The sequence below is a fragment of the Christiangramia fulva genome, from assembly GCF_003024155.1.
Classification (GTDB): domain Bacteria; phylum Bacteroidota; class Bacteroidia; order Flavobacteriales; family Flavobacteriaceae; genus Christiangramia; species Christiangramia fulva.
This window is the reverse complement of the sequence record NZ_CP028136.1, coordinates 171,018-191,338: the sequence shown is the minus strand read 5'-3', so window position 1 is coordinate 191,338 and position 20,321 is coordinate 171,018. Positions and strand designations below refer to the sequence as shown.

The 20,321-nt window shown below is 38.9% G+C and carries 21 protein-coding genes and 1 pseudogene; 13 read left to right on the top strand and 9 right to left on the bottom strand.

The window, feature by feature from the left end:
- Nucleotides 1–4 precede the first annotated feature (4 nt).
- The 5 genes from C7S20_RS00940 (at nucleotide 5) to C7S20_RS00920 (ending at nucleotide 3,126) form a co-directional block, all read left to right on the top strand.
- The gene (locus C7S20_RS00940; RefSeq protein ID WP_107010730.1) at nucleotides 5–745 is read left to right on the top strand and encodes a sigma-70 family RNA polymerase sigma factor; all 741 of its coding nucleotides are present in this window, start codon (nucleotides 5–7) and stop codon (nucleotides 743–745) included.
- A 24-nt stretch (nucleotides 746–769) separates the two neighbouring features.
- Nucleotides 770–1,168, top strand: a complete 399-nt coding sequence (locus C7S20_RS00935; RefSeq protein WP_107010729.1) for a hypothetical protein — start codon at nucleotides 770–772, stop codon at nucleotides 1,166–1,168.
- 112 nt (nucleotides 1,169–1,280) lie between these two features.
- Nucleotides 1,281–1,754, top strand: coding sequence for a YceI family protein (locus C7S20_RS00930; RefSeq protein ID WP_159039845.1), 474 nt, complete (start codon nucleotides 1,281–1,283; stop codon nucleotides 1,752–1,754).
- Nucleotides 1,751–2,647, top strand: a complete 897-nt coding sequence (locus C7S20_RS00925) for a DUF5777 family beta-barrel protein (RefSeq protein WP_107010727.1) — start codon at nucleotides 1,751–1,753, stop codon at nucleotides 2,645–2,647. The genes C7S20_RS00930 and C7S20_RS00925 overlap by 4 nt, the downstream gene beginning before the upstream one ends.
- A gap of 23 nt (nucleotides 2,648–2,670) precedes the next feature.
- Complete coding sequence (locus C7S20_RS00920) at nucleotides 2,671–3,126, top strand: QcrA and Rieske domain-containing protein (protein ID WP_107010726.1); 456 nt, start codon at nucleotides 2,671–2,673, stop codon at nucleotides 3,124–3,126.
- 105 nt (nucleotides 3,127–3,231) lie between these two features.
- Here C7S20_RS00920 and C7S20_RS00915 read toward each other — a convergent pair whose 3' ends face one another.
- Together C7S20_RS00915 and C7S20_RS00910 are read right to left on the bottom strand one after the other, a co-directional pair.
- A complete protein-coding gene (locus C7S20_RS00915; RefSeq protein ID WP_107010725.1) occupies nucleotides 3,232–3,726 on the bottom strand; it encodes a DUF2231 domain-containing protein in 495 nt (164 codons plus the stop codon).
- A 2-nt stretch (nucleotides 3,727–3,728) separates the two neighbouring features.
- Nucleotides 3,729–4,079 (bottom strand): hypothetical protein, encoded by a 351-nt coding sequence (locus C7S20_RS00910; RefSeq protein WP_227009073.1) that lies wholly within the window; start codon nucleotides 4,077–4,079, stop codon nucleotides 3,729–3,731.
- Nucleotides 4,080–4,322: 243 nt separating this feature from the next.
- Between C7S20_RS00910 and guaB the strand changes: the two genes are divergently transcribed.
- Nucleotides 4,323–5,795 carry an IMP dehydrogenase gene (gene guaB / locus C7S20_RS00905; RefSeq protein WP_107010724.1) on the top strand — a complete coding sequence of 491 codons (1,473 nt, stop codon included), beginning with the start codon at nucleotides 4,323–4,325 and terminating at the stop codon, nucleotides 5,793–5,795.
- A 123-nt stretch (nucleotides 5,796–5,918) separates the two neighbouring features.
- Here the strand turns inward: guaB and C7S20_RS00900 are convergent, their stop codons facing one another.
- Nucleotides 5,919–6,464, bottom strand: coding sequence for an OmpH/Skp family outer membrane protein (locus C7S20_RS00900; protein ID WP_107010723.1), 546 nt, complete (start codon nucleotides 6,462–6,464; stop codon nucleotides 5,919–5,921).
- Between the two features lie 321 nt (nucleotides 6,465–6,785).
- Between C7S20_RS00900 and C7S20_RS00895 the strand changes: the two genes are divergently transcribed.
- From C7S20_RS00895 to C7S20_RS00880, 4 genes are all read left to right on the top strand, one after another.
- Nucleotides 6,786–7,649, top strand: a complete 864-nt coding sequence (locus C7S20_RS00895; protein ID WP_227009072.1) for a peptidyl-prolyl cis-trans isomerase — start codon at nucleotides 6,786–6,788, stop codon at nucleotides 7,647–7,649.
- Nucleotides 7,612–9,057, top strand: coding sequence for a peptidylprolyl isomerase (locus C7S20_RS00890; RefSeq protein ID WP_107010722.1), 1,446 nt, complete (start codon nucleotides 7,612–7,614; stop codon nucleotides 9,055–9,057). Before C7S20_RS00895 ends, C7S20_RS00890 begins: the two co-directional genes overlap by 38 nt.
- Nucleotides 9,058–9,061: 4 nt before the next feature.
- Complete coding sequence (locus C7S20_RS00885) at nucleotides 9,062–10,012, top strand: AAA family ATPase (RefSeq protein ID WP_107010721.1); 951 nt, start codon at nucleotides 9,062–9,064, stop codon at nucleotides 10,010–10,012.
- 219 nt (nucleotides 10,013–10,231) lie between these two features.
- Nucleotides 10,232–11,497, top strand: coding sequence for an IS256 family transposase (locus C7S20_RS00880; protein ID WP_107010720.1), 1,266 nt, complete (start codon nucleotides 10,232–10,234; stop codon nucleotides 11,495–11,497).
- A 24-nt stretch (nucleotides 11,498–11,521) separates the two neighbouring features.
- Here C7S20_RS00880 and C7S20_RS00875 read toward each other — a convergent pair whose 3' ends face one another.
- The gene (locus C7S20_RS00875) at nucleotides 11,522–12,025 is read right to left on the bottom strand and encodes a DUF4411 family protein (RefSeq protein ID WP_107010719.1); all 504 of its coding nucleotides are present in this window, start codon (nucleotides 12,023–12,025) and stop codon (nucleotides 11,522–11,524) included.
- Nucleotides 12,022–13,161 (bottom strand): ImmA/IrrE family metallo-endopeptidase, encoded by a 1,140-nt coding sequence (locus C7S20_RS00870; protein WP_107010718.1) that lies wholly within the window; start codon nucleotides 13,159–13,161, stop codon nucleotides 12,022–12,024. Before C7S20_RS00870 ends, C7S20_RS00875 begins: the two co-directional genes overlap by 4 nt.
- 306 nt (nucleotides 13,162–13,467) lie before the next feature.
- Here C7S20_RS00870 and C7S20_RS00865 point away from each other — a divergent pair.
- Nucleotides 13,468–15,736 (top strand): annotated as a pseudogene (locus C7S20_RS00865) (aconitate hydratase).
- A 159-nt stretch (nucleotides 15,737–15,895) separates the two neighbouring features.
- Here the strand turns inward: C7S20_RS00865 and C7S20_RS00860 are convergent.
- On the bottom strand, nucleotides 15,896–16,321 hold the full coding sequence (locus tag C7S20_RS00860; RefSeq protein WP_107010717.1) for a hypothetical protein: 426 nt from the start codon (nucleotides 16,319–16,321) through the stop codon (nucleotides 15,896–15,898).
- 168 nt (nucleotides 16,322–16,489) lie between these two features.
- Here C7S20_RS00860 and C7S20_RS00855 point away from each other — a divergent pair, with 168 nt between their 5' ends.
- Both C7S20_RS00855 and C7S20_RS00850 read left to right on the top strand, forming a co-directional pair.
- Nucleotides 16,490–17,254, top strand: a complete 765-nt coding sequence (locus C7S20_RS00855; protein WP_107010716.1) for an XRE family transcriptional regulator — start codon at nucleotides 16,490–16,492, stop codon at nucleotides 17,252–17,254.
- A gap of 49 nt (nucleotides 17,255–17,303) precedes the next feature.
- Nucleotides 17,304–17,864 (top strand): TlpA family protein disulfide reductase, encoded by a 561-nt coding sequence (locus C7S20_RS00850; RefSeq protein WP_107010715.1) that lies wholly within the window; start codon nucleotides 17,304–17,306, stop codon nucleotides 17,862–17,864.
- A 5-nt stretch (nucleotides 17,865–17,869) separates the two neighbouring features.
- Here C7S20_RS00850 and C7S20_RS00845 read toward each other — a convergent pair whose 3' ends face one another.
- From C7S20_RS00845 to C7S20_RS00835, 3 genes are read right to left on the bottom strand one after another with little or no spacing between them, the layout of a single operon-like run.
- The gene (locus C7S20_RS00845; protein ID WP_107010714.1) at nucleotides 17,870–19,006 is read right to left on the bottom strand and encodes a lycopene cyclase family protein; all 1,137 of its coding nucleotides are present in this window, start codon (nucleotides 19,004–19,006) and stop codon (nucleotides 17,870–17,872) included.
- A gap of 3 nt (nucleotides 19,007–19,009) precedes the next feature.
- Nucleotides 19,010–19,462, bottom strand: a complete 453-nt coding sequence (locus C7S20_RS00840; protein ID WP_107010713.1) for a sterol desaturase family protein — start codon at nucleotides 19,460–19,462, stop codon at nucleotides 19,010–19,012.
- 18 nt (nucleotides 19,463–19,480) lie between these two features.
- Nucleotides 19,481–20,320, bottom strand: coding sequence for a phytoene/squalene synthase family protein (locus C7S20_RS00835; RefSeq protein ID WP_107014038.1), 840 nt, complete (start codon nucleotides 20,318–20,320; stop codon nucleotides 19,481–19,483).
- Nucleotide 20,321 lies beyond the last annotated feature (1 nt).

Here is a 20,321-nt window from a genome sequence, read left to right as displayed (position 1 = left end):
AAATATGATAGACGTTAAACCTTTTGAAAAGACTACAGATTTCGAATTAATTCCTCAGATTCTAGCCGGTGACCAGGCGCTTTATGAAGTAATAATCCGTCGGTACAATCCTTATTTATTCAAAATAGGAAAAAGCTACGGGCTAAATCAGGAAGATACTGAAGACATGATGCAGGAATCTTTTATCAGCGCTTATTTCAATCTTGATAAGTTTGAGAATCGCTCTTCTTTTAAAACATGGATCGTGAAGATCATGCTCAACCATTGTTATCATAAGGTGAAGAAATTTAGTTACAGTAAGGAATATGCTTCTGATGATATAGAAAGAAATAACGGTACGCCCATGTTTACAGGTAAAACTTTGAATACTGGTAAAACGGTTATGAACAATGAGCTTAAAAAAATTATTGAAGCCGCAATTCTTAAAATAGATGAAGATTATAGAATGGTTTTCACCTTGAGAGAATTAAATGGCTTAAGCACCCGTGAAACTTCTGAAGCCCTGGATATTTCAGAGTCTAATGTAAAAATAAGGCTAAAGAGAGCTAAAGCCATGCTTCGAAGTGAAATTTATAAAAGCTATTCTCCTGAAGAAATTTTTGAATTTAACCTCATTTACTGTGATCGCATAGTAAAGAATGTCATGCATTTTATCGGGTCTAAAGATCAGGATAAGAAGGGTTTTTCCGGTTTTAACCAGATTAGGAACTGGTTCTTTCAGTTGTTCGGTCAAACTCGTGTTTAAAATTATTAACTAAAATTCAAAGTCATGGACAGAAAATCGTTTCTTCAAAAAACCTCCGCGAGTTTACTGGTTATTCCCGCAATCACATTACTGGGATGTTCTTCAGATTCTGGGGATGAAATGGAAAACCCGAACCCAAATCCAAATCCTGGAGATACTATGGCTTCTGGGAATTGTCTTGACAATGGTACAGAAGTGGCTATTAGCGCTAATCATGGGCATGAACTAACAGTTTCCAAGGAGGATGTAGCGGCGGGAACGGCGAAGACCTACACGCTCAGTCAGGCTTCTACCGATCAACACACGCATCAGGTCACGTTAACCTCAGCACAATTCAGCGAACTCGAAAGTAATCATCAAATTACTGCGACTTCAACAAATCAGGAAGGTCATACTCATAATGTTACTGTTTCCTGCGCTTAAGCTAAAGCCTTTAAATTCAATTAGGTAAATTATGTTCCGTCTTACTTACATAATAATGATTTGTCTGGGTTTACTATACTCCGGCACGCCCCAATTTTACCAAACCACGAGTTTGAAAATCAATTTTTTTTCTTCGGCACCTGTGGAAGATATTGATGCAAATTCCAGTGAAGGGATCATGGTTCTGAACCTGGAAAATGGAGCCACATCGATAAAGGTCCCCTTGAGATCATTTCAGTTTAAAAAAGCATTAATGCAGGAACATTTCAATGAAAATTATGTCGAGAGTGAAAAATTTCCCGAGGCCTTTTTTAAAGGAAAAGTTGAAAATATTAAAGACTTAAAACCGGGAACAACTGCTGTATATAATCTGGTAGGAGATTTCACTATTCACGGCGTGACCCAGAAACGAACTTTGCCTTTATCTCTTTCCCTGTCGAAAGATGGAAAAACTTTAAGTATTAATTCTGAATTTAAAGTTGCCTGCGAAGATCACCAAATTAAAATCCCTCAAATTCTGTGGCAGAATATTGCTGAAGTTGTAGATGTTAAAGCAGAAGGACAACTAAAACCTTTAAATCAATGAAAACAGTTTTATCCTTACTACTGCTTTGCATATTCCAAAGCGCCTTTTCTCAGGATGTTGATAGCATTATGAACAGCCTCTCTACCGAAAAAAATTATGTGGTGGAAGCAACTTTTAAAAGTCCGTGGCTGGTACTTTCCCAGACCAATGAAACTCAGAAAGCAAAGAATCTCACTGTTTGGATAGCTCATCGATTCGGTGATATTGGGGGCGAATTTGGGGGCTCACATACCTTGTATGGACTGGATGCGGCAACCGATATTTACCTTGGGGTAGATTATGGTATTTCAGATAAATTAACAGTTGGAATTGGAAGAAGTAAATATAATGAGACCTATAATGGTCTTTTAAAGTACCGACTTCTTCAACAAAAAGAGGAAGGTCTTCCCATCTCTGTGACCTTGTTTGACCAGGCAGGATGGATTACCCGGGAAGAATTTTTTGATGGTGAATTTGATGGACAGGCAGATAGGATTTCCAATTTTTTCCAGGTTATAGTTGCAAGAAAATTTTCGTCGGGAGTTTCGTTTCTAATAGGCCCGGGGTATTTGGTAAGATCAAATAACCTGGTGGATAGCACTGGTGATGAAGATGATCTTTTTTCCGTTGCGTTGGGAGGAAGAATCAAGCTCTTCAAGAGATTTGCAATTGTTGCCGATTATACCATCGTGAATGGTCTTAGCAGGGATACTCCCGGGGGATATTTCAATCCATTTGGTGTAGGTTTGGAAATCGAGACCGGTGGCCACGTTTTTAGTCTCAATTTTCAGAATTCTCAGTACATCATAGCCAATAATTATATTCCGAATACTACAAAAAGCTGGAGCGATGGAGGAGTGAGATTTGGTTTTTCGATCTCGAGGAATTTTAACCTCGCTCCCCACAAAAAATAATTATCAACCTTAATTTTTTAAAAATGAAAAGAATTGAATTTATTAGTTCGGTCGGGAAAGGAGTGATTCTCATATGTTCAGGTTCCTGTGTATTGGCGGGTTGTAGCTCTGGAGGCGACGATTCTGAAATGAATAATGGCGGAAATAATGGCGGGACAGATAATAAGGTTTCTATTAGTTTGTCTACGCTCAGCGATGTGGGGGATCAAACTACCAAAAACGGAATCCTCTTTTTTCGTGTTGGGGCAGGAAATACCACGAATGATTTTATAGCAACAGAAGCAATCTGCCCTCATCAGGGAGGTAAACTGGTGTGGATACAGAATGATATGTTGATAGAGTGCCAGCTTCATCATTCCCAATATGAGGCAGATGGGGATGTTATTCAGGGGCCGCAAAATGCAAGTGGATCCACCAGAGATCTGAAAATTTATTCAATTAGTATTTCAGGAGACACACTTACCGCTACCAAATCATAGATCGGATCGATAAAAAGGGAAAAATTAGCTTTTTAAGTAGCCTTTAACCTGGTATACTACCATTCAGTTTAGGTTATAAAAAAACTTCTTTCAGAATTTCCTGATTTATTCAAATTCTGTACAATCGGGAGATGGGTGGTAAACTCCTGCCGCCTGTTGATAAACAACTCGCGCACCCAAATGTCCTGCATAAGTGAGACTTAGAGCGCCGCCAACAGATAAAGCAACAGCAAGGAATAGTAAAAAAGCAATTTTTTTTCTCCAGATAAGACGAACAAGTTCGATCAGGGCTCCGGCCGAAAAAATATATCCTGCAACATAAGCCCAGTAAAGATGATCTTTAAGTACCGTGGGATCACAAATTTTTCGGACTTCCACGCCATAGGCAATTTGGCCGGTATAAAAGGTTATCCAGAATAAAATGATCCCAAGAAATAACTGTAGAGAAAAATTAAATCTTAGTTTACCGGCGTATTTTTTATTTCGGAAAAGTATTGCTGCAATGCCTACTAAGGCCGTAATAATTAGAAGTCCGATGGGAAAATGGACGAAAAGAGGATGCAATAGCTCTTTTCGCCACATTGAGGGAATTTCATTCATTCCTATTCCACTATTTCAACACTTATGGGATCCAAGCGTTTTCCTTTCTTTTCTACCTCTACTTGAAGAGTTTGCCCTTCAGACAAAGTATTGAAGGCTACGGTTTCGCCATCTTTGCTCAATTTAGTTTGATCGGTGAAATATAGTTCCAGCGTTTTATCATCATCGGTTTTTAAATAAACTTCCTGCTCTTCCGGATCTACTTTAATTGCTTCTCCTGTATAAGTTCCGGAAGGAACAATATCTGTATTTTCAATTTCTGAACTACTAGCATCTCCTTCGCCGTTTTTACAGGATTGAAATCCCAGGCTTGTAATAAGAAGTAAACTTAACATAGTGATTGTCTTTTTCATTTTTTGGTATTTAAAGGTTAAGATTCAAATATATTATTTATGCCACTGTATAAAAAATCTTTAGGTTTTTCTTAAAAGAGAGTATCAGCTAATTTGGCTATTTTGCCACTAATTCGGGCTGCTCTTAATAATTAAAAAGGAGGATTTGTTTTACTGCAATTTTAATATGAAGACTTAAAGCTTTCAAATTAAGTTTTCTCAGTAATTCACCTTATATTTGCATGCAATTAATCCTTAATTGCAATGACCGCACACGAATCAAAAATTCTCGGCGAAGGACTTACTTACGATGACGTACTTTTAGTTCCTGCCTATTCTGAAGTTCTCCCCCGGGAAGTCAGCATTCAGTCAAAATTCACCAGAAATATTCCTATTAACGTTCCAATTGTTTCCGCAGCGATGGATACCGTTACCGAATCCCGTATGGCAATTGCCATCGCGAGGGAAGGTGGGATTGGAGTTCTGCACAAGAACATGAGCATTGAGCAGCAGGCGCTGAAGGTGAGAAAGGTGAAAAGGGCTGAAAGCGGGATGATCATAGATCCTGTAACCTTGCCCATTTCGGCAAAAGTAAAAGACGCCAAGGCCTGTATGAAAGAGCACAGCATTGGTGGTATTCCCATTGTTGATGAAGAAGGAAGATTGATCGGGATCGTGACCAACAGGGATTTGCGGTTCGAAAAAAATAATGACCGACCGATTTCTGAAGTGATGACTTCTGAAAATCTCGTAACGGTTGCAGAGGGAACTTCCCTTGATGAGGCCGAAGATATCCTTCAGGAAAACAAGATCGAGAAACTGCCGGTAATCAATAAAGATAAAAAGCTGGTCGGGCTCATTACCTTCCGGGATATCACCAAACTTACCCAAAAACCCATGGCCAATAAAGATACTTATGGTCGTTTGAGGGTGGCTGCGGCAGTAGGGGTGACCATGGATGCGGTTCATAGGGCCGAAGCACTTGTGAATGCGGGCGTGGACGCGATCATTATCGATACTGCGCACGGGCATACAAAAGGAGTAGTTCAGGTGCTGAAAGAAGTAAAAAAGAAATTCCCGGAACTGGAAGTGGTTGTGGGAAATATAGCAACCGGAGAAGCTGCCAAATATCTGGTGGAAGCGGGAGCCGATGCGGTAAAAGTTGGAATTGGTCCCGGCTCAATTTGTACCACAAGAGTGGTAGCCGGTGTTGGTTTTCCTCAATTTTCGGCGGTCCTTGAAGTAGCCGCGGCTATCAAAGGCAGTGGCGTACCGGTAATTGCAGATGGCGGAATTCGTTATACCGGCGATATTCCTAAAGCGATTGCTGCGGGAGCCGATTGCGTGATGCTGGGCTCTTTACTTGCCGGAACTAAAGAATCTCCGGGCGAGACCATTATATACGAGGGAAGAAAATTCAAATCGTACCGCGGAATGGGTTCTGTGGAAGCCATGCAAAAAGGTTCCAAAGATCGATATTTCCAGGATGTGGAAGACGATATTAAGAAACTCGTTCCCGAAGGAATTGTGGGCCGTGTGCCTTACAAAGGCGATCTGGAAGAAAGCATTCACCAATTCGTGGGCGGACTTAAAGCCGGGATGGGTTACTGCGGAGCAAAAGATATTGAGACACTCAAAGAAACAGGGAAATTTGTAAAAATTACCGCGGCGGGAGTTCACGAAAGTCATCCTCACGATGTGACCATCACCAAGGAATCACCTAATTACAGCAGATAAAATTTGGAATAAGTTTGTCTGAAATTTTTAGGTTTTACCTTGATAGTTTCAGGATTTATAAAGATTTAAACAAGCAAAAAAAATCCCGCTTTTCGCGGGATTTTTTATATATAATTTATTGTTCTATTGTTTATTCTGGGAGGCGGAATCCTGTGCGGGAGCAGGTTTCGGAGTTACTCCCATGATCTTCATGACCTTTTCGGTGATATCATCTTCTGCGCGTGAATATGCAAGTCCGGTTGCATTCGCATGAAAGATCTGAGTATAGCCTTCCTGGGCAATCACTTTTTTCATAGCGGCATCGATCTTATCATAAAGAGGATTTGTAAGTTCATTTCTTCTCATCTGCATCATGACAGAAGCCTTTTGGCGGAAATTTTTAATGTCATTTTCGAGCTCGATGATCTTTGATTCCTTTTCTTTTCGTGAAGCTTCAGTCAAAGTGTCGGTGGCGGCCTGGTATTCTTTTACCAGTGACTGATAATCATTAATATTTTTTTGAAGCTCACCCTGAAGTTCTTTGTTGTAATTTTCAAGTTGCTTATTGATATCGATACTTTCGGGCATTTGAGCGAGAATATATTCCGCGTCAATGGTACCTATTTTGCTTTGCGCCTGAGCGGCTAAGCCTACGAAGAGAAGAATCAATCCTATGCTAAATTTTTTCATTTTTTAATAAATTTTTCGCAAATATAACAGCCTAAGAGCAATAACTGCGCCTTAATTTTTAAAAAATTGTTTTTTAGGGCTCCTACCATTTTAAATAATCGCTTGAAAAGTTTATAAGAAGGAGAGATTCTTTAAAAGGATCAGGTAAATAAATTCTGAAAAATGGAAACCGCATTCCCTACATAATTATATTGGTAACTTTTCGTTATTGCTTTTAGCTTGCAGAACCTTAAGTTATTCTTATTTTTGCGCGGAATGCAGGAGGAAAAGAAAAACGCTTCTTCTGGCATTTCATTTGCAGAGCGGTAAAAAAATTAAATTTTGAAGCACAAATTTTTCGGATTTGGAATAGGCATTCTGGCTTTGTTCTTAACTGGTTGTGATTATTTTCAAAAAAGTGAAGATGACCGCAAGGTGATCGTAAGGGTGAATGATTCTTACCTTTATGAAGATGACATCAATAAACTTATTAATGAAAATACTTCAGCTGAAGATAGTGCTTTAATAGTTTCAAATTATATTACCCGCTGGGCAACCCAGCAGTTGCTGATAGACCGCGCTGAATTAAATCTGCCCGAAACCACTCAAAAAGAATTCAATGAGCTGGTGAATAATTACCGAAATGAGCTGTACACCAACGCTTATACTGAAGCCGTAGTTTCCCGGGATCTTGATACTACTTTGAATAAAGAAGAAATAAAGGAATATTACGAAGAAAATAAAGAGAATTTCAGGTTAAATGAAGACCTTGTAAAACTTCGGTATATAAACCTTCCGAAGAGTGCAAATAATATTGAAGCTATAAAGAAGCGGTTTATTCGGTTTAATGAAAAAGATAAAAAAGCCCTGAGCGATATTGCCATCCAGTTTAAGAATTATTCGATGAATGATTCTGTGTGGGTAAAAACAAAATCTGTTTATAAAAAAATTGGTCCGCTTAATGTGGGGAATAAGGATGAATTGCTCAAAAAGTCCAATTTTATGCAATTGCAGGATTCTCTAAATGTGTATCTTGTATATGTAAACGATGTGCTTGCCCGCAATGAACAGGCTCCCCTGGAATATGCAGAACCAACTATCAGGGAGATTTTGCTGAATAAGAGAAAACAGAATTTAATAAAAGAGTTAGAAAAAGATATAACTAAAGATGCGATTAAAAATAATGAATTTGAAATATACAATTAAGGCTTGCATTTTTCTTTCCGTGGCGCTGATATCAGTGATTGGGAACAGCCAGGAAGTGGTAGTGACTGACAGTACTTCCATACAACCCAAAGAAGAAGTGAAGAAGGATGTTCAGCAGGAAAATGACCGCAGAAAGGTAGATGGCATTGCCGCCGTGGTAGGAGATTATATCATTCTTCAAAGTGATATTGATCTTATGTATAAAGACATGAAGAGCCAGGGAATCTCTACTGCCGAGGTGACCGACTGTAACCTGGCGGGATCACTGATGGAAAGCAAACTTTATGCGCACCAGGCTGTACAGGATAGTATTATTATTCCCGATTCCCAGATCAACGGGATGGTAGATCAGCAGCTTCAACAGTTTGTAGCCCAGGTTGGTTCAATAGATAAGGTTTTGGAATTCTATAATAAAGATTCTGAAGAAGATCTGCGCGAAGAATTGTTTACCATCAATAAGCAACGGCAACTCGCTCAGCGCATGCAGCAAAAGATCATTGAAGATATTGAGGTTACTCCTGAAGAGGTACGCCAGTACTATAATAATATGAAAGAAAAGCCCATTTTCGGAACCGAGGTGGAACTTTCGCAAATTGTCGTAAAGCCGGAAATACCAGAAGCCGAAAAACAGAAGGTAATCGACCGACTAAAAGAATTCAAGGCCGATATTGAAGATAACGGGGCAAGTTTTGCCACAAAAGCGGTCTTGTATTCCCAGGATCCGGGAACAGCTTCCAATGGTGGAAAAATTACGCTTTCAAGAAAAGATCCCTTCGTAAAGGAGTTTAAAGACGTTGCTTTTAGCCTCCAGGAAGGAGAGATAAGTGAACCCTTTGAGACCATTTTCGGTTATCATATTATTAAAATCGATAAGATTCGCGGGCAAACCGTTGACCTGAGGCATATTCTTTTAATTCCAGATGTGACTAATGCTTCTGTGGAAGCTGCCAGAAAACAGATCGATACCGTTCGAAGCAAAATAGTAAAAGGGGAAGTTGATTTTGCCGCTGCGGCAAGAGAAGTTTCCGATGAAGAAGAGACAAAGAATGATGGTGGAAAACTTATAAATCCCAGAACCGGTGATACCCGGTTCGAATTGACCAAAGTAGATCCCGAATTATTCAAGCAGGTAGAAGGTCTCAAGGAAGGTGAAGTTTCCCAGGTTTTAACCCAGCAGGATCGTACGGGAAGACCGGAATTCAAGATCATAAAGGTCACTAAAAAAATACCCGAGCATAAAGCCGATTATGCTACCGACTTTCAAAAGATCAAACAACTGGCCCTTCGCGATAAGCAGCTTAAGGCGATTGAAAAATGGCAAAAAGAGAAGATCAAAGACACCTATATAAAAGTGAACGGGAAATATCGCGATTGTGACTATACCAGCGATTGGGTAAAAAATAATTAAAAATATGTCAGACGTTGCCCTTGTAGAAAAACTGGTAGAAAAACACGGCAGGCTAAGAAAAGAGGTTGCCAAAGTGATCGTGGGTCAGCAAAACGTGGTTGATCAAACCCTGCTGTCCATTTTTTCCGGGGGACATTCTTTGCTTGTCGGGGTTCCCGGTCTGGCCAAAACCCTGATGGTAAATACTATTGCCCGCGCTTTAGGCCTTGATTTTAAAAGGATCCAGTTTACTCCAGATTTGATGCCCAGTGATATTCTTGGCGCCGAGATCCTGGATGAGAACCGTAAGTTCAAGTTCATAAAAGGGCCTATTTTCACAAATATTCTACTGGCAGATGAGATCAACAGGACTCCGCCCAAGACACAGGCGGCACTCCTTGAAGCCATGCAGGAAAGGGCGGTAACCGTAGCCGGGCATCATTATAAATTAAATCAACCGTATTTTGTTCTTGCTACCCAAAATCCAATCGAGCAGGAGGGAACCTATCCCTTGCCGGAAGCTCAGCTGGACCGATTTATGTTCGCTATCCATTTAGATTATCCAAGTTTTGCTGAGGAGGTAGACGTGGTAAAAAGCACTACAACCGATAATATTCAGGAAGTAGATGCTTTATTTTCTGCGGAAGAGATTTCAGATATTCAGCATTTGATAAGAAGAATTCCTGTGCCTGATAATGTTATTGAATATGCGGTAAAACTGGTAGGAAAAACGCGTCCTTCTTCTGAAGCGCCAGAACTGATTCAGAATTATGTAGATTGGGGGGCGGGACCTCGTGCTTCACAAAACCTCATTCTTGCGGCAAAAACTCATGCCGCAGTGAACGGAAAATTTTCACCTGATATTGAAGATGTACAGGCTGTTTCCTTCGGAATACTTCGTCACCGTATTATCAAAAATTACAAGGCTGAAGCCGAAGGAATCACCGAAGAAGAAATTATCAGGAAATTGTTCTAAGAAGGCCTGATATGAAGCAGTGTTGCAAATTTTATTAAGAGGGCGAATCGTTTCGCAAAAATTAATAATAAAATGAAATTCGATGCAGTAGGGAGAGATAATAAGTTCTTTTTAACAATACCAGTTGTTTTTGATGAACATATGTATTAGGCTGTGTAGAGGGTGTAAAATAAACTCTGTCTGAAGGAAATTTTAAATTAATTTTATTCAGACAGACTTATGACAACAGAAGAACAACAACAATTAGAGAAGAAGGCCCTGGAGCAGTTTATGTCGGGCAAGAGTCTTTTCGGTAAGGGCGGTGCTTTTGCGCCTATGCTTAAGAGTTTTATTGAAAAAGCTCTTGAAGCAGAAATGGATTCACATCTTAATGAACAAGAGCGCTCTAATGGCAATAAGCGCAATGGCAAAGGAAAAAAGAGGATAAAGAGTGGCTATGGATCCTTTGAAATTGATACCCCGCAGGATCGTCAAAGCAGTTTTGAACCCGATCTGGTAAAGAAACGCCAGACTATTTTAGCAGATAATCTCTCTGAGAAGATAATAGGCCTCTACGGCCTTGGAATGAGCTATCGTGACATCTCTTCTCACATTAAGGAAATGTATGACACAGACATCTCCCATACGGTTTTAAGCCAGATTACTGACAGGATCATTCCTGATGTAAAAGCATGGCAGAGCCGTCCCCTGGATTCCCTTTATTGCATTGTATGGCTCGATGCCATGCATTACAAAGTGAAGGTAGATGGAAAGATAGAACACAAGGCCCTCTACAACATTCTAGGCATCAACAAAGAGGGATATAAAGAAGTTCTGGGAATGTATATTTCTGAGAGCGAAGGTGCCAACTTCTGGCTTCAGGTGTTGACAGATTTACAAAACCGTGGGCTGGAAGACATCTTGATTGCCTGTACTGATAATCTCAAAGGTTTTACCAATGCTATTCTCAGTGTGTTTCCAAAGACGCAGGTACAACTTTGTATCGTTCATCAAATAAGAAACTCTCTTAAATATATCGCTTCTAAAGACCAGAAGGAATTTATGAAGGACCTTAAAAAGGTCTATCGCGCTGTAAATAAAGAAGTAGCTGAAGATGAACTGCTGGGCCTGGAAGAAAAATGGGGACAGAAGTATCCCGTAGTAATTGAGAGCTGGCAACGCAACTGGGAAGAACTCTCACAGTATTTTCAGTTCACTGAGCCTATCAGAAAGATCATTTATACCACTAATGCCGTTGAGGGCTTCCATCGCCAGATTCGTAAGGTTACAAAGACCAAGGGAGCCTTCACTAATGATATGTCCCTTCTAAAGCTGGTTTATCTGGCTACCAGGAATATCGAAAAGAAATGGACAGCTCCTCTCCATAATTGGAGTCTTACCATTCAGCAATTTTATATTAAATTTGGTAATAGGATACCATTGACCATAAATATCAGTGCCTCTGGAATTAGTAAAAGAGAAATTGAAAGATCAGACAGAGTTTAATTTACAGACCCGCTGTGTATCTCTCTAAAATTTTGAATTAAGTTCTCTCATCATTCCAATAGTGTCTACGAATCTTACTCCAAAGTGATTACATACTTCAGGGATTTTCACCCTTTTCTTTGCTCCGGGGGCACTCTTTTCATATGTAACAATAACCAAATTCTCCTTTATTGCATATGCTACTAACCAGGGATCAGCTAAATCTGCTTGTAAGAAATCCTCAATAGCACTGTCAAGGTACTGATGTCTCATTGTATTAACCCATTGTACTATTTGGATATATTGAGAAAGAGCTTCTTCTGTGGGATGGAAAAATTGATCTTCTAAATTATCAATACACCAGATTTTCAATTCATCTTCGTGGGATGATTTGTCATAAATCTCTTTTTTAACTTTATCTATGCTAATTATATGTCCCTTTCTGGCTAATTCCTTAGTTCTGATCCAAAAACTTTCAACCACATCTAATGGATAATAGGAACGATGGGCTTGAATAAAGAAATTTGTGTCCAGTAAATATCTCATCATACTTTATAAAGATATTCGTTCACAAATTTGTCATAAGTATTTCCCCTAAGATTCGTAAGACGATATGCGTCTCTATATAAAAGATTATTTTCTTTTACAGCATTATTGACAAAGTTTACAAATCTTAGACTAACTCTTTTTCTAGCAGTTGCATAAAAGTTTCCTCCAGAAGTTTGATTTTCTTTTTTTATTTGGAAACTTTTGATGTAGGAATTATAAAATTCAAAGAATTCTCCTTTGGTAATTAAATTCAGATCTAAAGCTCTTCGTGCAATAACTATGGGACTTACTTTTAAATTTCTACTCAATGTGCTGAAATTTTTAGAAGTTTTCCATAATTCCTTAAAATGTATTTCTGGTACTAAAAACTCAGCAGCGACCTTATCACATAGTTTTTCAATTGGATTATCTGCTGGTAACATATCATCATTATCAAATCCAGCACTCTCCCCTAACCAAATATGGGCTATCTCGTGTAAAAGAGTGAACATTTGAGCTGCTTTGGCGTCAGTAGAATTAATAAATAGAAAGGGAGCTTTTTTGTTAACTAAAACGAATCCTCTACATTCTTCAACATTAATTTTCCTTCTTGTATTATTGCCAACAACTCCATTGAAAGTGATAATTATTCCTATATCTTCAATCTTTCGAGTAAGGTAATCTAAAGTTTCTTCCCAAGTTTTGAATTCTTTGGCCCAATCTTCATTTAAACCTAAAGTTTTCCTAATACTATTTACTATTTCTCTGTAGCTATCATTTTTATCAAAAGATTCTACAAAGCCCAAATCATCATATCCACTTTCAGTTAAATATTCTGTAAGCCAAGTTTGTCGTTCTTGAAGCATTTGTATTGTATGATATACATTCAAAGAAACTTTTTGAACATCTCCTTTTCCGGTTCTAAAAAAAGGAATATTTAATTCTTCTTGTGGAGGTTCATTTAGAAATAAATAACCAAATGGTACGTGAACTTTATGTGTAAAATCTTCCAATTGTTTGATAGTAGGATATTTGTTTCCTTTTATCCATTCTTCAACCGTTGGGTTTTTGGTAAAAAATTCTTCTAGCTTAAAACCTGCTCTGGTTATAGCCCATTCAATTAAATTGGAATTAATATTTTCAATTCGATTTACCACGAGTCAAAGATAGATATTTTTCGCATTCTTGGATACATAGGATATTTTCTCCTGATTTTTTTGAATTTTCCGAATAAAATATCCACTTCAATTTTTTTCTCAAGGAGCAATTTTGGAGCTTTATCTATCTAAATTTATTAGATTCTCAATTTTATCTATTTAAATTCATTTTTACTGAATTTTTCCTATCTATTTTTCCCATTATGAAAATGCTATTCAGCTTTTTGTGAGATTAGCCCTTAATTTTCAAAACCGGCCTAAAATGCTTATTTTTGCAAGACTTTTACATTAAATAAAACAGCAAACATGGCATACGATATTGATATGATCAAGAAGGTCTATAGCCAGGTCGCCGGACGTGTGGAAAAAGCGCGTGAGGTGGTGGGCAGGCCTCTGACTTTAGCAGAAAAAATACTTTATTCACACCTATGGGAAGGGAACGCCAAAGAAGGCTATACCCGTGGTAAAGATTATGTTGAATTTGCTCCTGACCGTATTGCCTGTCAGGATGCGACAGCGCAAATGGCGCTACTTCAGTTCATGCAGGCCGGAAAGAAAACAGTGGCAGTACCAACTACGGTGCATTGTGACCACCTTATCCAGGCAAAAATGGGAGCGGCGATAGATCTGCAGGCTGCCAATAAAAGCAGTAGTGAGGTTTTTGATTTTCTGGAATCAGTATCGAACAAATATGGCATAGGTTTCTGGAAACCCGGTGCAGGTATCATTCACCAGGTAGTACTCGAGAATTATGCTTTCCCCGGGGGAATGATGATCGGTACCGACTCTCATACCGTAAATGCCGGAGGACTTGGTATGGTCGCGATTGGCGTTGGTGGTGCCGATGCCGTTGATGTAATGGCAGGAATGCCCTGGGAACTTAAATTTCCTAAATTAATTGGTGTGAAGCTTACCGGAAAACTATCCGGATGGACCGCCCCCAAAGATGTGATCCTGAAAGTTGCCGGAATTCTTACCGTAAAAGGTGGAACCGGTGCTATTATTGAATATTTTGGCGAAGGGGCTCGCTCTATGTCCTGTACCGGTAAAGGTACTATTTGTAATATGGGAGCTGAGGTTGGTGCTACCACATCAACATTTGGTTACGACGATTCTATGGAGCGCTACTTAAAAGCTACCAATCGTGCCGATGTTGCAGAAGCTGCCAATGAAGTGCGAGAGCATCTCACCGGTGATGATGAGGTATACGCAAATCCTGAAAAGTATTTTGATGAATTGATCGAGATCAACCTTTCAGAATTGAAACCTCACTTAAACGGTCCTTTTACACCCGATCTTGCCACTCCAATTTCTGAAATGGGAGTTAAAGCCAAAGAGAATGACTGGCCTATAAGTGTAGACTGGGGATTGATAGGTTCCTGTACAAACTCTTCTTATGAAGATCTTACCCGTGCAGCTTCCATAGCCAAACAGGCAGTTGACAAGAAAATTAAAGCAAAATCAGATTTCGGGATCAATCCGGGTTCTGAACAAATTCGATATACCGCAGAGAGAGATGGTCTTCTGCAGATCTTTGAAGATCTTGATGCTACCATTTTTACCAATGCCTGTGGGCCATGTATTGGTCAGTGGGACCGTAGCGACCGTAAAAGCGACGAAAAAAAATACTATTGTACATTCTTTTAACCGAAACTTCTCCAAGCGCGCCGATGGGAATCCAAATACCCACGCTTTTGTAGGTTCACCCGAAATGGTTGCCGCAATTGCAATTTCAGGTCGACTTGATTTTGATCCTACCCGGGATAAGCTTATCAATGAAGACGGGCAGGAGGTAATGCTTGAAGAGCCTAGCGGAATAGAACTTCCAACAAAGGGATTTGCCGTTGAAGATCCCGGTTATGTTGCTCCGAAAGAAGATGGAAGCAGTGTGGAAGTTAAAGTAGCTCCAGACAGTGAAAGGCTTCAGTTGCTTACTCCGTTTGAGCCGTGGGATGGAAAAAACCTTATGGGTGCTAAATTGCTTATTAAAGCCTGGGGTAAATGTACTACCGACCATATTTCTATGGCGGGACCATGGTTGCGTTACAGGGGCCATTTGGACAATATTTCCAATAACTGTTTGATTGGTGCCGTGAACGCTTTTAATAAAAAGACAAATTTCGTGAAGAACCAGCTCACCGGTGAATACGACGGGGTGCCGGCTGTTCAGAGAGAATATAAAAAAGAAGGAATTCCTACCGTTGTTGTGGGCGACCATAATTATGGGGAAGGTTCTTCAAGGGAACATGCGGCGATGGAGCCAAGACATCTTGGGGTTAAAGTAGTGCTTGTAAAATCTTTTGCAAGAATTCATGAAACTAACCTTAAAAAACAGGGAATGCTTGGAATCACTTTCGATAATGAATCAGATTACGATCTAATTCAGGAAGATGATACCTTCAACTTTATAGATCTTAAAGATTTTGCACCAGATAAGCAACTTACTATTGAAGTAGTGCATGCAGATGGCAGCAAAGATACTATCAAGGCTAATCATACTTATAATGAGCCTCAAATTCAGTGGTACAGGGAAGGTTCTGCACTGAATCTCATTAAAAAAGAGAACGCAGCTTAAAAGCCAAAAGTTTTTCTTTAAAACAAAAGAGGCTGTCTGAAAAGGTATTTTTAGTCAGCCTCTTTTTATTTGGCTATGCCCCCCAAAACTTATCGCCAAATATTAAGAATTTCATCAGCCTGTGAACCACTTTTTCTTAAAGTTTCAGCAAAAGGGAAATCATAAATCGTTCACGACGTAATTTTCAACCCTGTTTTTTTGTTCTATGAGAATATCAATGATATATTTTGGAGCATCCGCGGTATATAGCGCCGCATAATATAAATTGAGGTTTTTTAATTCGTATTTTAAAAGCCTGTTCCAGCTTTTTTTATAAAAATGCTCCTCCAGCGCCCTCGATGCCCTTAAAGTAAAGCAAAGCAAATAATAAGTCATATTTATAGACCATATCTTGTTTCCATTTCGTACCTTACTAATGGTTTCGTCAAGTTCGGCTTTTATTTTCTTCCTCTTGTCAAGCCTTTCACTGCAGATTTTCTCTCCTTCTTCATCTGCATGACGACCTAACGCATCATAAATAGAAATGATAGAGTCATTCAAAGATTGCAGCTCACAGAGTCTAATAAAAAGTAAATTAGAAATCATGTGAGAAATGTAAATCAGTTCTGTTTTTTCAAATTAAAATATTTTATTTTAACATATTTTTAGCATTTTAAATTATAGACGCCCCCCCATTTATTATTTGTAATTATAATTGATTTCAGTATAAAAAGTAAGTCCGTACTTTGATGCTACTAAGGAAAACATAGTAAAATGAACCACAGAACCGAAATAGGAAAACGAATTAAAAAGTTGCGGCAGGAGAATAATTATTCCCAGACGCATGTGGCCAGTATTTTATTTATTTCTCAGGCTGCATATTCTTTAATAGAAAATTCACAAAATGGCATTGTTGTAGATCACATTATAAAACTTAGCCAGTTGTACGGAGTGACCTGTGATTTTATCCTTAGGGGAGAAAGAAATCTTATAAAAGTAAGCCGCGATAGTGGTTTTATACCCCTCATCAGGGCGCATGCACATGCGGGATTCCTGAGTAACCTCGGGAACGAAGATTTTTTTGATATCAAAGACTGGTTTAGAATTCCCGGTTTTGATCCCACCAGGGATCAGACGCTTTTTGAAGTTGATGGAGACAGTATGTCGCCTACCATTTTTCCGGGAGATGTTCTTATCTGTCAGGTGCATAATCATGTAGATCAGGTTCTCGACGGTTCGGCTGTGGTCATTATTACGGTAGAAGGAGTAATGGTGAAGAGGCTGCGAATTGATGACAACCGGGAATTTGTTGCGGTAGAAAATGATAATCCGGAGTATTCCCCCGAACCGAGGCGTTTAAAAAAAGGCGATATTAAAAAGATCATGATGATAAGGGGTAAAATAAGCAGTGTACTCGTGCCTCACCATGAAATTACAAGTAAAGGAAAAATGCGGGAACTGGAAGAAAGTGTAAACATGCTCAAAAAAGAACTCTTCAGCATGAGTAAGAAACTTAATGCGCTTACCAAACGAAATTAGTTGAGCAGACAAAGATTTTTTTATTTCTTTACCGAAGAGAAAACAAAATATGAAAATCTTTAAAAATAAATGGGGTGACATTCTCCTAATTATCTTTATCCTCGCCCTTATTATCCCCCAAACCCGCAAACCTATTCAGATTTTTGTAAATAAAGTTATATCGTTTGCTCCTTCGGTGAACGATGAGGATGAATGGGAAAAAATTGCCGATTATAACTGGATACTTCAGGATATTAACGGCAGGCGTGTAGAATTTTCAGATTTCAAAGATGAAGTGGTCATTGTTAATTTCTGGGCTACCTGGTGCCCGCCCTGTCTTGCCGAAATGCCCGATTTTCAGAAGTTATATGAAGACTATGGCGGAAAAGCCAAATTCTTCTTTGTCACTAATGAACAGCACGAAACCGTTCTCACTTTCCTAAGAAAAAAAAGATACACACTCCCCACTTATAAAATGCTGACGAAAGCTCCCGGGCCCATGGATGGCCGCACATTGCCAACTACTTATGTTCTCGATAAAAAGGGAAATATTGTGGTTGATAAGGTTGGTGCCGCGAATTGGAACAGCGATTCTTTCCGTAAAACGCTGGATAAATTATTAGGACAATAGCTCGTTTAAATTTTTCTGAAAAAAGATTTCAGAAATTGAGGATGATAAAGGGAAAGCATAATTTTTAACTCTTCTGATGGTTTTGTTTCTTCATCAAGAAATCTGAAGATTTCCTGTACTTTGTTGCGCGTATAGAGTTTTTCAAAGATCTTTTCACCAAGCTCATTATGCCTGGCAAGAACATCTAAAAAAATACCATCATATTTTCTAAATCTTATAGAGGAAAGGCCTTGCCCGGGAGGCTTACCCATTTTGATATTTTCTATTATCGCTGCCACTTTTTTTTCAGTGTTTTTAAAAGAATATCCTGATGAAGCCTTTACCCACCCACCGGCAGTGCCAATCATGGTGATATGTTTGGAGCTGTTTTTCTCAAAATTGAAATCGGTCATGGGAATCATCCCTTTTTCGGTTTCCAGCACTTCCCAATCTTTAATTTTCAGAATCTGCTCCAGGTATTCCTTCAGTTTTTCATCATAAACGGCTTCTTCGGTCATAAAAGGAGTGAAAAATGTAAATTCCAGGAGAGCTTCGGTTTCAGAAAAAGGAAGTATATAGGTAAAACTTGTGGTATTTTTATATTTAATACGATAATCCATCATGGTGAAAACCTCAGGATCAAAGGCCGGTGCTGAAGTTTTAATTCTCCAGCCCTTAAAATGCTGATAAATAACTGTGTTTTTGGGATCATCCTGGTACTTTTTCCCCGGCCTGCTATCAAAAAAATGTTTGGCGGTATATTTTTTCTTTGCGCCAATCGCGGTTCGCGTCACAGGATCTATAGATTGGATTTTATCCTGTATAAAAAAAATATCTGTAGATTTTTCCAGTTTCTGCTTTGCATATTCATAGAAGTCAATGGCGCGCAGCATCTTATACGAATAGTCGCCAAGATCGAGAAGGTTTTCCTGTTGTTTTGTTATGAATTTTCCTTTTTTCCAGCTTTTCGTAGTTATCTCGTCCCATTTTCCCTCGCCTTTTTCCCAGAAACACCAGGTTTTATCGTTATGATCTTTAAGAGAGGGTTCGATAATCGCAATTTTTTTGCCTTTAAAAAAAATATCTTCATTAATTGACAAAGCAAGCTGAAGTCCGGCCAGACCACCACCAACAATGACGTAGTAATAATCTGGAACTATCATATATTATTTTTTCTGAAAGTATTTAAAAGGGACCAGAAGCATTCCGAAACATTCACCTTCCTCTTTTCCCAAATGTTTGTGATGGATCTTATGAGCCCTTCTTATTCCGCGGGCATACCAGTGGTCGGCATTTCGGAAGACCTTAAAACGCTGATGAATAAAAATATCGTGTACGGTAAAATAAGTGATTCCGTATGCCAAAATTCCCAGACCTATGGGAAGCCCGATCCACACGTCTTCATATTTCCATAAAAGGAAGCAGGAGATACTAACCAGCGCATAGAAAACGAAAAAAAGATCGTTTCGTTCCCACCAGCTGCTGTGATCTTTTCTATGATGATCTTTATGCAGTTTCCAAAGAAAACCATGCATGATATATTTATGAGTAAACCAGGCCATGCCTTCCATAAAAAGGAAAGTTCCCAGAAATACCACGATCCATAATACAATTTCCATTATTCTGAGGTTTTAATTTTATATCAAATTCAATCGGTACGAAAGATACGATTTTGCAAGGAGTCCGGCTTTTTCATAATTGGGAACTCTTACTCTTCTGTTTCTAATTTCCAGAGAGGGAATCCTTTTTAATTTTTGTAAGAGTTTTTTATAATAAATATAAGCGGTATAAACTCCAAATTTTGCTTCAACGGGCAAATGAGTGATTCCTTCAAGACCGGCCATAAAATCATTTTCGATCTCTTTGATGATCTTGGTTTTACTTACTTCATCAAGTTTCGAAAGGTCAATATGCGGGAAATAACTTCGGCTTAAATCTTCGTAATCGGCTTTTAGATCTCTCAAAAAGTTCACTTTTTGAAAAGCGGATCCGAGGCTCATTGCTGAATTTTTAAGCTCTTCATATTTCCGGTCATTTCCCTTTACAAAAACTTTGAGACACATCAGGCCCACCACATCAGCGCTGCCATAAATGTACTGCTTGAATTCTTCGATGCTGGTATATTGTGATTTATGAAGATCCATTCGCATACTGTCCATAAAAGCGCCATAAAGGTGTTCGGGAATATCATATTTATGCACCGTCTCCTGAAATGAATTCAAGATAGGGTTCAGGCTGATCTTCTGCTCAATGGCTTTGTACATTTCTATTTCAAAATCGTGAAAAAGCTGCTCTTTTTGATAATCATGGAAAGAATCCACAATTTCATCGGCCAGACGCACAAAACCATAAATATTATAAATATCCTGCCTGATGGAAGGAGCGAGCATTTTTGTTGCCAGGGAAAACGAGGTGCTGTAGACATTGGTGACCGTTTTGCTACAGGACCGGGAAACGGTGTCAAACAAAGATTTCATA